This window comes from Pseudomonas sp. SC3(2021), assembly GCF_019856535.1.
Taxonomy (GTDB): Bacteria; Pseudomonadota; Gammaproteobacteria; order Pseudomonadales; family Pseudomonadaceae; genus Aquipseudomonas; species Aquipseudomonas monsensis.
This window is the reverse complement of the sequence record NZ_CP082236.1, coordinates 4,612,396-4,627,439: the sequence shown is the minus strand read 5'-3', so window position 1 is coordinate 4,627,439 and position 15,044 is coordinate 4,612,396. Positions and strand designations below refer to the sequence as shown.

The window sequence follows — 15,044 nt, the reverse complement described above, 5'->3', positions numbered from 1 at the left end:
CTGACGCTCACGATCGATTGCTTTCGGCCAAAAGCTGCCCTTTACAAGAAGCTGCTTTCGTCCCATTGCTGCCGATGGGATCCCCATGGGTTTCGGGCAAATAGCCCAAATGCCTACGGCCTTCCCAGGTCGGTATTTGAGAGGGTACCCTGAACACCTTTTAATATGTGGCACCCATATGGGCATCAATTTACTGACCGAATCCATGCTTGGCCACTGGCGTGCTCCATCGGGTGTCTGGCAATGCGAATACCAATTCGGCAGCCGATTGATTTACGTCCAACATCGCAATGACGAGCCACCTCGCGCCAGGGTCGCCGCCGCGCAACGCGCGGTCAACGCCGCGTGGGATGATTTACCCCAAGTACTGAAGTTCGCCGAACAGCACTGTAAAGCACAGATGCCCGAACTGATGCGGTTGTACGAAACCTACATGCCGGGGGAATCTCCGTTTTTCGTTTACTCGATCCACTTCGATCTCGACAAACCTTACCCTAGTTACGCCATTTCCACGAACCCTGACTTCGATTGGGATCGTATCCTGATCGACGAAGATGAGCTGGGCCAGGTTCACAGGGTTTGCATGGAGCAGTATGAGCCAAGTCATGACTTTTGGGTTTACGTCAGGCGTGTAGGGTTTCAGCAATTCGAGCTTGGGGATTAGCTTGGCCTCAACTCAACTCAACCCCAGCTCTGAATCTCCGCTGATAAAGTCAATACTCGGGAGCGTCCGCTTCTGGCCGTTAGCGGCCATACCGAGTGACATTTGCGCACAATCAAAGCGGAATACTCTGATCATAACCAATTGAAATTACTCGTTTTAGTCATGGACTTGAAAACCGTCGACTGTAATAGGTCCATCAGTTCGAATCCCATCGCCTCCGCCATATTTTGTACCGACAAAGCCCTGATTATTCAGGGCTTTGTTGTTTCTGGGATTCGGGAATTTTGCTCCTCTCAGTATGGATCGTTTCCGCATCTTTTCGGCCATTTCCGCAACCCTACCCTTCTGACATAACTGGTTCGGCCTCGACACTCGGAGGTATGGGGGTAGCCTTCAACAGGTAGCCTCCGGCCAAAAGCGGACGTACCAGTCAGGTCATGAGCAGTCATGCCTCCTGCCTGTCATATAGCGCTTGGCATCTACTATCGCCCACAATCCTCTACTAGCTCATAAAGCTCTGCTGTGCGAAGAGGTGACTGCAACACGCCCCAGAGCGGAATTGCATAGCTTCTAGCCCATAGGATCAGGTTTTGACGTTGGGTAGAATTTACGTCCGAGACCGCAACAATCGAAAATATAGCGCAAAACCTAGCCAACATTTTTAGGTAGCCTGCATCCATATCCAAGTCAAACGAATCGTAGACCAGGTATTCGAAGTGCTCTCCTGCCTCCAGCAGATCGACTACCTCGTTGATGTTTGTGTATGAACTAAGTGAGTAGTAACCAACCTTATTGAGCTCTTCGGCGTACCGGTAGAGAGAACTGAAGTTTCTGTTGAGCATGACGATCTTTCCCATCCCCTTGCGCATAGCTTGACCCAATGCAAAAGCAAAGAAACTTAACTCCACACCCTTACTTTTCTACGAGATTGATCTCATGGGTTTCCAGAATTTTCTTGATTCTTAACCAGAATCAAAGGCACTGGTTTCAACCAAGAAAAATCTTGCTCCCGAGACAGAAAAATCGGGATCCAGGTCAGCGAAAAGCCGGTGTCGAGCTAAGCTTTTACCTGCGATAATTTCTATCGCAAATAGCAGGCATCGCGCTGTAAACGACTGAGATCTTCAAAAGTAATCGTTCGCTTCTTTTGCAAGCCGGATTGTGAGTGGCATCGAATGTCAGAAGATTATCGTCCCCCCTCGTCACTACGCGGATTTGAGATTTATGAGTAAACGAGTATTGATCGTCGATGATCATCCGGTAGTTTGCCACGCCATCAGCCTGGCGCTTGCGTCGATTGGCTACGAAACAATCGGTGAAGCGTCCGACGGCATTAATGCCCTCCAGATGATCGAGTCGCTGAAGCCAGACATCGTCATTCTCGATATCGGCCTGGAAGGAATGGACGGTTTGGCAGTCTTGAAGCGAATCACTCGGGAGAAGCTCGCTACCCGGGTGCTCGTTTTCACGTCTCAGATCAAAGAAACCTTTGCCACCCGCTGCCTGCACGCCGGCGCCAGTGGTTTTGTCAGCAAGAGCGAGCCAATTACCCAATTGATCAAGGCGGTTGGAATCATTTCCGAGGGCTATGTGCACTTTCCAAGAGACGCCATACCGCTGTTCGCAGGAGCCGTTGCCTCGGATGATCTTGGAAACCTTACGGATCGTGAGATGCAGGTTCTCAAACTGCTAGCCGATGGGCTGCCCAACCGTGAAATAGCAGAAAGGCTCAACCTGAGCAGCAAAACGGTAAGCGGTCATAAAATTAACATTCTGATGAAACTCAATGTCACGTCAGTGATTGAACTTGCCAGCATAGCCAAGCAGCACAACCTCATTTGACGCTGGCCTGATGAAACCGACATTTGCACTACTCAGCGTTTTCCTTGTCCTGTTGGCGATAGGCTGGCGCATTCCAGACGCCGGGGCTGACGATCTGCAACCCCATGCGCGGCAACCGCTCGACAGCGTGAAGGTGCAGCTCAACCAACAAGAACGCGAATGGCTTCAGCAAAAGCAAGCGTTGATTGTCGGCGTAACCACTGACACCTTCCCACCCTTCGGCATCATGACTGAGCATCACAGCTACGAGGGCTTGACGGCTGACTATCTGGTGGCGATGCAGCGTGAGCTTGGCATTGAGTTCAAAGTACGGCCGTTCGATTCAGCAAAAGCCGCCTACGAAGCATTGCACTCAGGACAGATTGATTTGGTGGGCAGCGCCATACCTCAAGATGCGACCGATTTCGGGGTGCATCTGACGCCACCTTACGCACTGACAGAATTGGCGCTGCTTTCTGAAGGAGGCGACCTTCACGCCTACAACACGCATGACGCACGCACGCGGATCGCCGTTGCCAGCAAAGACGCCCTTGACTTGTATCAACGCAGCGGCGGCCAAGGTGCCTTCGCGCTCTATGCCTCTCCCCTGGCAGCCTTGGCCTCTGTGCTGACTGGTGACACGGATGTTTACCTTGGCGATACCTACTCCACCAATTACATGTCCAGCCAGTTGTTCAGCAATCAGTTGGAGGTTAACCAGGATACTGCGCCGCAGGAAATTAAAGTGGCTTTCGCGGTTCGCGAAGACCACTCAATTCTGGCAGGTCTGCTCGCGCAAGGTTTGCAGGGTGTCGACCGTTGCACCATGGTCCGCGCCCAACAGCTGTGGGCTGACATCGAGGACTGTGACCTTGGCAGCTTTCGCGACCGCCTTACAGACCCTGAACGTGCCTGGCTTGATAACAACACCACGGTGAAACTGGCGGTCAGCGAAGACTTGGCGCCCTATGCCTTTTTCAACAGTAACGGCCGTTTCAATGGTATCGCTTCGGACTTGCTGGGCATCATTCAACGCAAAACCGGATTACGCTTCGAGATTATCCGCGTCAGCTCGTTGAGCGAGGCCAATTCCCTGTTAGTCAACGGTGAGGCGAATCTTGGCATCCTCACTGAAATCAGCCGCGCGCCATCGCCGTACTTGCACAGCCGATCCCTGGCCACCGCGCCCTACCTGTTTGTCATGCGTAACGACGAGACAGCGATCCTCGATCAACACAGCACCGCGACCATTGCAGTCGCCCAAGGCTATTTGCTGCCTGCTTCGCTTGCCCTGCAATTCCCCAACGCCCGTTTCGAAGAAACCGACACCATGGGCGAAGCCTTCAAACTGGTGCGCGACGGAGACGTTGACTTCGTCCTGTCGCCTTCAAACGTGGCACGTTACTACCTGTCTTTTAAATACGAGACCAGCCTTAAAGTCGGCGGCCTTCTGGATCTTGATAACGCGAAGATCGTGTTGGCTGCGCCCGAAGCGCAACGACTGATGATCTCCATTATCAACAAAGCCATGCTGGAAATACCCCCTCGGGATTACCCGCAGATCATCGGACGCTGGCGCGCCAACTCCGCCACCGACGAGAAATACTGGGAGGGGGTCGCTTCCTACATCTGGCGATCTTTTGAAGTGTTGGGAGCCTTGCTGCTGGTGGCCGGGTTGCTGATCATGCTTCAGCGCCGTCGCCTTCAGCGCGAGCGGCGCGATCTGAAGCAACGCAAGCTCCTCCTCGACGAACTCGAAGTGGCAAAGGAGTCCGCCGAAAAAGCCAGCCGCACCAAGTCTGTATTTCTGGCCACCATGAGTCACGAAATCCGCACGCCGCTCAATGCCATCATCGGCATGCTGGAACTGGTGCTCACCCGCCAGGATAACGCCCGGCTCAATGCACAGTCCGTCCACATCGCGTATGAGTCAGCGACCCACTTGCTGGCGCTTATCGGCGACATTTTGGACATCTCGCGCATCGAGTCAGGCAAGCTGACTTTGACGCCCGAGCCCGCCCGGATCAAGGACTTGATCGAGTCGACGAGCAATGTGTTTTCTGGCTTGGCGCGACAAAAGCAATTGCAGATACACGTGAACATTGATCCGATGGCCGCAGAGCTGGTTTGGGTAGACGGGTTGAAAGTCAAACAGATCCTGTCCAATCTCCTGAGCAATGCGATCAAGTTCACTGAGCGTGGCGTTGTCGACATTCATTGCAAGGTAACAGCCGCAAGTAATAGCACCCTGCACTTTGTGATCAGCGTCAGCGACACAGGAGCAGGCATTCCGGCCACACACATCGATCAGATTTTCAAACCATTCTTCGTAACGCGCGAGGCTGTTAGCGACCGCAATGCAGGGGCCGGCCTCGGTCTACCGATTTGCTTGGCATTAAGTGAATTGATGGGAGGCCATCTGGAGGCTAAGAGCGAAACAGATGTTGGCACTCGCATGACGTTCAGTGTTCACCTCCAGCGCGTCAGCGCCGAGATTGCAGTGACTGGCGCTAACCCGGCAGAGCACGCTGCTCCATTAGACGATTCGCCGCTGGCCGTCCTGATCGTCGAAGATCATTTGCCAAGTCAATACCTGCTGTATCAGCAAGTGGCTTACCTGGGGCATCGTGCACTGACCGCAAACAACGGCCTTGAAGGCGTGGCAATCTGGCAAGAGAACGAGATCGACATCGTCATCACCGACTGCAACATGCCCGAGATGAACGGGCACGAGATGACCAAGATGATCCGTCAGCTAGAACGCAGCCAGCGCGTTCGACCATGCATCATCGTTGGGTTGACTGCCGATGCTCAGCGAGAAGAACTGGATCGCTGCATAGCATCAGGCATGGACCATTCGCTGGCCAAGCCGATCACCCTCGCCGTCCTCAATCGCTGGATTCCCAAACGGGGTACGGATAAGCAGCCGTCCGAAACTACGTCGTCCCCCCTGAATGACATCCGGGGGGCGATGGCCGAAGAAGTCATTCAAAGCAACGGTGTCGAAGGTCAAGCCCTGAGTCACGCATTGGAAAAGCGCGACCCGCAGGACGTCATACGGATCGTGCACAAGCTCAAGGGCACCGCCTACCTGCTCAATCACTCTGGCCTTCTTGAGCAGTGCATCGAAATCGAGGATTTATGCGCGCAAGGCACGATGTCCGTGGAGATGCATGAGGCGGTAAGCGCTTTGATCCGGAAACTGGAGGGGATCAGCCGGTCACTACGTCAGGAATGAATACTGCGTGCCGAGCAAGGAAAATCTTGGTGTCATTCCAGAAAAAACCGGGCGAACAACAGATGGATCTTTCGTGTTGTCAGCGGGTGCCCACCTAAGCTTGGGAAGTATTCCAAACGATCACCCTTCCCCATGCCAAATCGTTCCCCGCTTGCACTCGTGTCAAATCCCCTAGTTCAACAGGCTACGCATCGAGAGCTTGAATTTTCATATCTACTCAAAGCGCGCACTCATTTGCCAGATGCCGATGATGTTCTACGTGGGCTTTGGCGCCGAGAGTTTCGAGCATATCTGCAACCCAAGTTCGATTTGCGAACGGGCAAGGTGGACGCGGCAGAAGTCCTCGCACGCTGGCACCACCCAACCCGCGGCGTACTCGGCCCGGCAAGTTTCATCCCGTTGATGACGCGTAAGCAATGGCTCGACGAGTTGCTGTTTGAATTGCTTGAGCAAGGGTTGGCGCTACAACTCAAACTCCACGAACAGGGTGCGCTGCTTGGCTTGGCCTTCAATGTGTCCCTTGGGCAGTTGCAGAACAGCCTGTTCATCGATGGTTTGAAGACGCGGTTGCTCCGGCACCGTTTGCCGCTATCAATGCTGACTTTTGAAATCACAGAGGACGACCCGGCCGATGCTGCTGGCTGCGTTGAACAGCTAAATCGACTGAGCAATTTGGGAGTGAGGCTGTCAATGGATGACTTCGGAACGGGTTATTCATCGCTCTTGCGTCTATGCCAGGTGCCCTTCCATGAAATCAAATTGGCCGGAGATTTCACCCGTTTTGTTGGCAGGCCCGGTCGTCATCAGGCGGTCATTCGTCATGCGCTGGCGCTCGCCGAAGAGCTGGGGGTGTCATTGGTGGTGGAAGGCATTGAAACGGTGGAGCAACGCGATAGTTTGGAGCAGATGGGGGCTCGTGTGGGTCAAGGATTCTTTTGCGTAAAACCTATGTTGATTGATACGTTTGAAGGCTGGATGACTAAACCCTATCGAGATTTCCGTGCTCAGTCTTGAGAGGATGCGTGATAAGAGCTGTTCACTCACGCCTCTTTTAGAACCAAGCGATATCAGTTGTATTCGAGAACGTAGTTCAACGTGGCGTTGGCCTTGCCCGCTTCAATTTTTTGCGAGACCTTTCTCGCATATCCAGCGACAACTGGTAGGCGATACACCTCTCCATTGGGTTCGCTCCGCATCCAGGTCATGGCCAAGGCACTGCTTTGAGAGAATGGCAGCCCGACACCTTTGTCACTGAGCAAGGATATCTCAACGCCTTTGGCGCCCCCTGGCTCCAAGTTCAGCCTTCCCGGTCCATCCGAACTCCCATCAAAATAAACTTTAACGGGTACTTTCGTGCCAGCAGACATACCGGAACACAACACGTCCAGATTAAAACGTTTTCGATCTGAGCCTACTTCCGATCTAAAAAACCTGCCCAATGAAATATCGAGCTTTTCTAGCCCTACGCACCCGCCAAAGTAATTAGGAGAGTCAAATTTTGTTACGCCACCAATATTAACCTCTGCTGCTTTCCAGCCATTTACGTATTCATTAATTCTGAAATTCACCCTGACTTCACCTGCTGCCACATCCCGCGAGGTACGAACAAAGTCGACTCTAACTTTATTTATTATAGATGTAGTCTGGCTAATGGAGTTTGCATACTCCCATACAAAAGGAACCCTCGCTTTGTAAAAACCTACACTTTCAATTCTCATCCCTATGCCGGCCAGTCCGGTTTTGTAGACATCCGTATAGCCCTCAACTAATTCCACTTGCTCTACGATGGTGACATTACGCAACATTGGAGCTACAGCTAGAGGGCAAATTATTTGCCAAGTTTCGTAATGAACATCAATTATTGGGGTGCTAGCCATTACTGACCCCACTTCGGCCTTCCGCAAGAAAATTGAACTAGGAACAGTAATACTCCAAAACCTCACGTCGTACCCACTGATATTGCCAGCTAAAGTGCGCCATCCGCATCTATCAAAGTCGACTGCCTCAACGGCCTCACCCCACAAAACTCCGAATAAAAAAACAAACATTAAATCTTTGATTTTCATTTATTAATACTCAAAAAACAAAACACCCCAGACCGATTCGAGCTGACCATAGATTACAAAAGCACTCCACCCAGGAAGTTTGTAGGAAACTTTGCATTGACTACCGCTTCAGCGCCGAGTCGCTCGACAACGTTATTTGTACCAAAACCAGTGCACAGACTGAACATCAATCAAGTTCAACGCGCATTAAGATTTAACCAACACGTGCATTTACTTCAGTTGTATTCCAGAATGTAATTCAACGTCGCGTTAGCCTTACCCGCGCGAATTTTTTGCGAAACCTTTTTCGCATACTCAGCAACAACGGGTAGTCGATAGATCTCTCCCTTGGATTCACTTCGCATCCATGTCATCGCTAAAGCATTACCCTGTGAGAATGGCAGCCTCACCCCCCGATCATTTACTAACAAGATATCGACGCCCTCAGCGCCCCCTGGGTCCACGTTCAATAGCCCGGCGCCATCAGAGCTGCCGTCAAAATAAACTTTAACCGGTACTTTGGTCCCGGCAGGCATACCGGAGCACAGCACATCAAGATTAAAGGATCTATTTTGAGTTCCTATTTCCGTTGCAAGCACGCTCCCCATAGAAATATTAAGCTTCTCAATACCGGTGCAACCGCTGAAATAGTTTGTAGACTCAAACGTCGTGACGCCACTTATTCTGATCTCCGCAGCATTCCAACCATTAATTTGGTAATTAATTGAAAAATTCATTCTTACACCACCAACTGCAACGTCACGCGAAGTTCGAACAAACTCCATTTTTATTTTATTTGGAACATTACCATATGTGCTAACACTGCCATTCTTGTACTCGGCAGATAACGGCAATACACCCTTGAATAAATCCAGACTCAAGAATCTTACACCTACTCCAGCAATTCCGGTCTTGTAAACATTACTGAATCCATCCACCAGCTCTAAGCCCTTAAAACTAGCCTCTTCACGCAACATGGGATATTGTGGCCAAGGACAATCAACCTGTCGTTGTTCATTATGAACAACAAGCTCCGCAGAGCTGGCCATCACAGATCCAACCGAAACTTTACGCAAACCCAATAGAGAAGGTCCAATAACAGTCCACGACCTCATGTCAGTGCCGCCGGGGCGGGATGTATATAAACTCCAGTGACACACTCCGGCCCTCGCCTCAACGAGGCCTAAGATAAAAAACAGAACCGCTAGAGAGCGAACTAAAAATCTCATATAACTACTCCATCGCCAAGCTTAAATCGCATGTAACTTTAACTTGGTCATACACAACTGATGGGTCGCGCTCAGGGAGTTTGTAGGGGACTGTGCAGTTTCCGCCGACCCAGTTTAACGTCAATCGCCCGTGCTCTTTTATGCCAAACACCAATGCGCGTGATTGGTTGTCCACCACGGCTAACAATCTATTAGCCTCATCAAAGAGTTGTGCCCCGAAAGGCAGCTTTTTGCCATTTGCTTGAAGCAGGTTAAATTGCACGCGTCGGCCGCTTGAGGCTTCAAAGCTAGCCTTAACTATCGAACCACGCCGCGGGACCAATTGTTGCGAAGTTTCAGTGACATCAACATCGCTGCCCAACGTCTGTGTATCGAGGTTCACCCAGTTGTAGCGATACGGCTGCACATAGCTCTCGATCGTGTATCCCGCGCTGTCAGTTCGAGCCGTAGAGCCTTCGACAGCCACACCTTTCACATTAGGAACTTCGACAAGTGCGAATGTCTCACCCACCGGCTGACCAAACGTCACACCGCCGCTGTGGGCCACCACCGAGCCGGACGCGGTCACGTCCAAATGACGGGAAGGGCCAGACGTTGAATAGTTCGCGGCCAACTTCGCCGACGGCGCATCCCAACCTAGGCCAATACCACTTGAGCGCTCGTTACCGGCCAGCCCGGCCTGAGCTGAATAGGACAAGGTGCTCTCATCATTGAGGTAACCCGCCACGCCACCTTGCAGGTTGTCCTGACCCTTACCGTCGGTGGTCAGGTTGCTGTAGAAGCGCTGGGAGCGGCTGCGGTCACCGAAGGGCACGCTGACCGAAAACGCCAACTGGTTATCCGAATCGCGTGAGCGATCAGCGCTTTGCGTATGTGAGGCCGACACGCTGTAGCTCACCACGCCCACACTGCCGCTGTAGCCGACCTGCAATCGTCGAGCACTGCCGGCGCGATCCCAGTAGTTGGTCTCGCCTGCACTGAGAAACAACGAGCCGTTGCGGCCGAGGGTCTGGTTGATGCTCAAGTCGAGGCGATGTTTCGGGCGGCCACGGTTGCTGTAGTGATTGGCGGGATCCAGTTCGTCAATGTGTTCGCTTAAGGTTCGATACCCTGATGTGGAATAGCGGTAACCCGCCATGGTGAAGGTGGTGTTGGTCTTGCTCAGGGTTTTCGAGTACAGGAACCGCACACTCTGCCCTGTCGTCACCTGGCCGGAATCTAGTCGCGAACGGCTGTTGGTTACGTCTACCGAAGTGCCCCCCAGCACGGAGTTCACACCCACACCCAAGTTAAGCGCGGTATAGCCATCGGTGGCCTGCACGCCGCCATAGGTCGTGAGGTTATCGGTAGCGCCGTACACCGCCGTACCCTGAATCAAGCGTGGTGACACTGCGCCTTCATAGTCGTAGTTGCCCAGTGACAGGCTGTATTGAAAGTTGCCGCGCCGAGTCATCACCGGTAAGTAGGCGTACGCCTGGCTGTACTTACGTTCGCGGCCGTCGGATTCGATGATGGTAATTTCCAGGTCGCCGTTAGAACCACCCGGATAAATATCGCGGATCTCGAAAGCGCCCGGCGAAACCGAGGTGGAGTAAATCACGTAGCTGTTCTGACGAACTTCTACCGTAGCCTGGGTTTCGGCAATGCCGCGCACGACCGGCGCGTAGCCAGCCTCGTCATCCGGCAACATGCCGATGTCGGAGCCTAGCTGTACGCCGATGAAACGACTGCTATCGAAAATATCGCCGTTGCTATAAAGCTGGCCTAGCGCGAATCGTCCCTTGAGAAGGGTGACATCGTGCTCCAGGTAGCTGCGGTTACTGGTAAAGGTCCGCGGTGTCCCGGTGCCTTGACTGATAGATGATTCATTGCGCAGTCGCCACTGGCCGATGTTCAGACCGTTGCGCAGGCCAAGGTATCCATAATCGCTATTGAAACCGTTACCGGTATTGCGGCTGAAGTTCAATTGATAGCTGCTGAACACCGCAGTGATACCGTCATCCCACAGCGACGGATCAACATAACCCCGGGCGCGACGCTGGATATAGGCTTGTGGAATGCTGACGTAAAGCGACAGCCTGGCCACGTCGACTTCGACCGACGCCCCGTCGATTCGCAACAACTCGACCGCGTCGTCGTCACTGCTGTCTGGGGAGATAATCCCCTCTTGCTTCAGGCGCTGGATATTGACCCCCATATCGTGCAGCAGTCCAAGCGTCAGGACCGCTTGTGGGGCGGCGCTTTCGGCATCTGCGTCTACCTGGAAGGTAATCTCCTGCCGACGATCCAGACGCTGATTCAAATAAAGGTCAACGCTGTATGTACCTGGCACTACGCCGCTGGATTGTTCGAAATAACGTAGATCGATTTCAGCCCCCTTGTCCTTGAGAAACATTGGATTGAACTGCGCCGCGTTGGCGTGGGTAGCGCCCAATACACCCAATGCAGCCATATAGGAAAACAGGCCACTGAAGCTCGACTTTGAATGTTTTAATTGCTCGACGTGCGATAGGAAACTTTTCATAACGATATCCTTATGCGCAACGCGATCCCTGAGCCTTTATCCATTAAATGAAAATTCAAGAGATTAGATTTACGCGCTTTTCTACTTAATAACCGCTTGATGCTTGACTAGTGCGCCATAATCATTGACGGACTCCCAGCGAACTTCTGCGCTACCAAAAGGTTTACCGGCAACACCTTTTACATTCATTTCGGAGTGACTTTCTGGGCTGACCATCTCCGTATCAACTGCGTACTCTTTGCCGTTGACTACTATCGACGCACTTGCCAGCGAAACATAAAATGCAGAGGAATTACTGACCGACAACTTCGATTGATCCGAATCACTCACCCAGCCCCACTTGAGGTTTTCGGCCGACTCATCTGGTGAGCCTGGAAGTTTCAAAGGTCGATAAAACACTTTCAGCCGTTGGCGAAAGGCTACTTGCAGCGTGTTCTCCGAGTCCGACAACTGCGGAATTTCCTGAATGCTGAGCCAGTACACCGATTCACGGTCAACTGGCAATCCTCTGCCTTGGTAAAAAATGCGCAACGATTGCTGTTTTTTATAACTCAGGCGAGCAAGGGACGGCGTGATCGCAAAAGGAATATTTGCCTCGGCTTCGCCCGTAGCAGCTTCGATCCAAGACTGGATCATCGTGTCCTCAGCGCCCTCATTACGCACTTGAATGGTGGCTTCACGGTCGGACGCGGGGAAGATTATCCGCGTTCCGCTCACCTGGATGCCTGCCACACAAATATCGGGGCAGACAAACAGCGCCGCCAGCAGGAAGCAGCGTAAAACTAACGTGGCGTTCATTCATAACCTCTTGAAGGCGGAGCATTACACTCCGCGCTGGACAGTTACTCGTAACTCAATGTGAAAGGCAGCGTTCCGAGAGCCGTGCCCACTTCCAGATCGTCGCCGTTGGCAACGTAAGCGGCACGCATGGTCAGGTTGGCGGTGTACTTGGCGTTCTCATTTTCACCGCTCTTTACCAACGCACTGGAGTACGCTTCGTTCGCGGAAAGATTGATAAGGTTGTTATCGGCGTCGTACATCCCGATGCCTACACCTTTAGCGGAACCCGTTGTCTTCAACAGACTATTGTTCTTCTGATCGATGCCGGAACCAGCCATCGGGTCAAATCCGAGTTTGACGGTGGTCAAACCGGCGGCGGTATTACCGCAATCCAGATTCAGGTTGATCGTTTTACCAGCGGCAATCCCCCCACCTGCGGAACCAGTGAGAGAGTCCAGACTCACCTTGCCCAAGTTCACGTCAACGGTCTGATTGCCAACGCCCCCCCCAACAGATGTACCCGCACCAGAAGATGCGACGCAGGAAGCGGCGATAATTTCGCCAGTGAAATTGATGGTGCCATCAGCTGCCAGCGCGGTATTAGCTAACGCACCGATTGCCGAAGTCAGCAGTACGAACTTAAGTGTTTTCATTGGATGAATAATCCCTATAGGCATCGCTATGTTGATTGGCGCTGAATAAAGCGCTGCTACACTTTAGCCATACAAGCGACTGAGACATACAAGACGCAGCTTGTTTTCATCCAAGAATTTTCTCGAATCTAAAAACACTAATAAAAATTACATCTCCCGACATCCACGACATTTAAAATAACGACGCAATTCACAGCGCCTAAATGGGCTTCATACATCTAAAAAAGCGATTGAGCATGTTCTGAATGTCTACAGTCTATGTATTTTTTGAGCTGTAGCTGCTTCTCTCAAGATCAACACCGCAATTCAACCTCTCGATCTCATCTGACTGAGTGAATAAGGAAAAAATGTTTTTGAGGTTTCAAGTGCAGACTCCATACACCAGTTTTCTGGCCGGCAGCTATGGGCCCAGAGTGTGTAAAAACGCCTTCGCGAACACTTGCTATGATTTCTGAGGATTTCATCGCAGGGATCGCCCATGAAGCGCTTTATCCAAGGTAAAAATCGAGGCCAAGGCACCTTACTTCCCGAGAGCCTCGACGACTACGTCAGCGATACCAATCCGGTGCGCGTAGTCGACGTCTTCGTCGACGAACTCGACCTGGTCAAACTGGGTTTTGACGGTGCCATTCCAGCCGACACTGGCCGACCTGCTTACCATCCCTCGGTCTTGTTGAAGATCTACATCTACGGTTATCTCAACCGCATCCAGTCGAGCCGACGCCTGGAGCGAGAAGCCCAACGCAACGTCGAACTGATGTGGTTGACCGGGCGTTTGATGCCGGACTTCAAGACCATCGCCAACTTCCGAAAAGACAACAGCAAAGCCATCCGAGGCGTCTGCCGCCAGTTCGTCGTGTTGTGTCAGCAGTTGGGACTGTTCGGAGAACATCTGGTCGCCATCGATGGCAGCAAATTTAAAGCCGTCAACAATCGCGACCGCAATTTCACCAGCGCCAAACTGAAGCGGCGAATGGAAGAAATTGAATCGAGCATCAACTGTTACCTGACGGCACTCGATGCTGCTGATCGGCAAGAACCAACAGCTACCGAGCCCAGCGCCGTGCGGCTGGAAGAGAAAATCGCCAAGCTCAAAATTCAAATGAAAGAGCTTCAGGCGATCGAAATTCAGCTCAATGAATCACCGGATAAACAGGTCTCACTGACCGATCCAGACAGCCGATCCATGATGACGCGCGGCACGGGAATTGTTGGCTATAACGTGCAGACAGCGGTCGATACGCAGCACCATTTGATCGTTGCGCATGAGGTGACCAACGTTGGTTCAGATCGCGATCAACTCAGCTCGATGGCTAAGCAAGCCCGAGAGGCGATGGCGTCAGATGCGTTGTCGATAGTGGCTGACCGAGGTTACTTCAAAAGCGAACAAATCCTGGCTTGTCACGATGCCGGCATCACCGCCTATGTGCCCAAGCCGATGACCTCTGGAGCCAAGGCTGACGGGCGTTTCAATAACGATGCCTTCATCTATGACGCGGCAAAAAACGAATACATTTGCCCGGCTGGAGAGGCGCTGATCTGGCACTACTCCTACGTTGAAAAAGGCCTGAAGCTGCATCGTTACTGGAGTTCGAAATGCCAGGGCTGCGCGCTGAAAGCGCAGTGCACACCGAGCACGGAACGACGAGTTCGACGCTGGGAGCATGAAGCCGTATTGGAGGAGATGCAGCTTCGGCTGAGCAAAGCACCGGAGATGATGCGAGTCCGAAAGCGGACGGTTGAGAATCCCTTCGGGACGCTCAAACAATGAATGGGTGCGACGCACTTCCTGACGCGAAAGCTGGCCGGGGTGGGCGCGGAGATGAGTTTAAATGTGCTCGCCTACAACATGAAACGGGTCATGAAAATCATCGGTGCTCACGATTTAATGAAGGCGCTGTCGGCATAAAAAAGCTGATTTTGGCCCATCCCAGAGACTGTAAAAACAGCGTTGACGTGTTCAAGGTCGCGACTGATGCAATACGCAGCATTTGCCATGCGATCGTTCAGCCACGAACGTCAATGATCCAAGACGATGAGGCCTTGAGCGTTTTTACACACTCTGGATCGTGTCCTGCCTGTTACGGCTG

The 15,044-nt window shown here is 52.3% G+C and carries 10 protein-coding genes and 1 pseudogene; 5 read left to right on the top strand and 6 right to left on the bottom strand.

Features of this window, described 5'->3' with window-relative positions; all coding sequences use genetic code 11:
* Positions 1 to 178: 178 nt before the first annotated feature.
* Positions 179 to 664 (top strand): hypothetical protein, encoded by a 486-nt coding sequence (locus K5Y35_RS20700; RefSeq protein WP_222832794.1) that lies wholly within the window; start codon positions 179 to 181, stop codon positions 662 to 664.
* Positions 665 to 1,146: 482 nt separating this feature from the next.
* Here the strand turns inward: K5Y35_RS20700 and K5Y35_RS20695 are convergent, their stop codons facing one another.
* Positions 1,147 to 1,572: a hypothetical protein gene (locus K5Y35_RS20695; protein ID WP_222832793.1), complete on the bottom strand. Its 426-nt coding sequence runs from the start codon at positions 1,570 to 1,572 to the stop codon at positions 1,147 to 1,149.
* Positions 1,573 to 1,888: 316 nt separating this feature from the next.
* Here K5Y35_RS20695 and K5Y35_RS20690 point away from each other — a divergent pair, with 316 nt between their 5' ends.
* The 3 genes from K5Y35_RS20690 (at position 1,889) to K5Y35_RS20680 (ending at position 6,737) form a co-directional block, all read left to right on the top strand.
* Positions 1,889 to 2,506 carry a response regulator gene (locus K5Y35_RS20690; protein WP_222832792.1) on the top strand — a complete coding sequence of 206 codons (618 nt, stop codon included), beginning with the start codon at positions 1,889 to 1,891 and terminating at the stop codon, positions 2,504 to 2,506.
* Between the two features lie 10 nt (positions 2,507 to 2,516).
* Positions 2,517 to 5,723, top strand: coding sequence for an ATP-binding protein (locus tag K5Y35_RS20685; protein ID WP_222832791.1), 3,207 nt, complete (start codon positions 2,517 to 2,519; stop codon positions 5,721 to 5,723).
* Positions 5,724 to 5,855: 132 nt separating this feature from the next.
* A complete protein-coding gene (locus K5Y35_RS20680; RefSeq protein WP_222832790.1) occupies positions 5,856 to 6,737 on the top strand; it encodes an EAL domain-containing protein in 882 nt (293 codons plus the stop codon).
* Positions 6,738 to 6,790: 53 nt separating this feature from the next.
* Here the strand turns inward: K5Y35_RS20680 and K5Y35_RS20675 are convergent, their stop codons facing one another.
* The 5 genes from K5Y35_RS20675 to K5Y35_RS20655 form a co-directional block, all read right to left on the bottom strand.
* Entirely contained in the window at positions 6,791 to 7,789 is a 999-nt protein-coding gene (locus K5Y35_RS20675; protein ID WP_222832789.1) for a fimbrial protein, read from the bottom strand.
* Between the two features lie 215 nt (positions 7,790 to 8,004).
* A complete protein-coding gene (locus K5Y35_RS20670) occupies positions 8,005 to 8,817 on the bottom strand; it encodes a fimbrial protein (RefSeq protein ID WP_222832788.1) in 813 nt (270 codons plus the stop codon).
* Positions 8,818 to 9,001: 184 nt separating this feature from the next.
* The gene (locus K5Y35_RS20665) at positions 9,002 to 11,449 is read right to left on the bottom strand and encodes a fimbria/pilus outer membrane usher protein (protein ID WP_222834480.1); all 2,448 of its coding nucleotides are present in this window, start codon (positions 11,447 to 11,449) and stop codon (positions 9,002 to 9,004) included.
* A gap of 153 nt (positions 11,450 to 11,602) precedes the next feature.
* Positions 11,603 to 12,319 carry a molecular chaperone gene (locus K5Y35_RS20660; protein WP_222832787.1) on the bottom strand — a complete coding sequence of 239 codons (717 nt, stop codon included), beginning with the start codon at positions 12,317 to 12,319 and terminating at the stop codon, positions 11,603 to 11,605.
* A gap of 44 nt (positions 12,320 to 12,363) precedes the next feature.
* Positions 12,364 to 12,954, bottom strand: a complete 591-nt coding sequence (locus tag K5Y35_RS20655) for a fimbrial protein (protein WP_123464360.1) — start codon at positions 12,952 to 12,954, stop codon at positions 12,364 to 12,366.
* Positions 12,955 to 13,432: 478 nt separating this feature from the next.
* On the opposite strand from K5Y35_RS20655, the pseudogene K5Y35_RS20650 reads away from it, so the two are divergent.
* Positions 13,433 to 14,863: pseudogene (locus K5Y35_RS20650) on the top strand (IS1182 family transposase).
* Positions 14,864 to 15,044 lie beyond the last annotated feature (181 nt).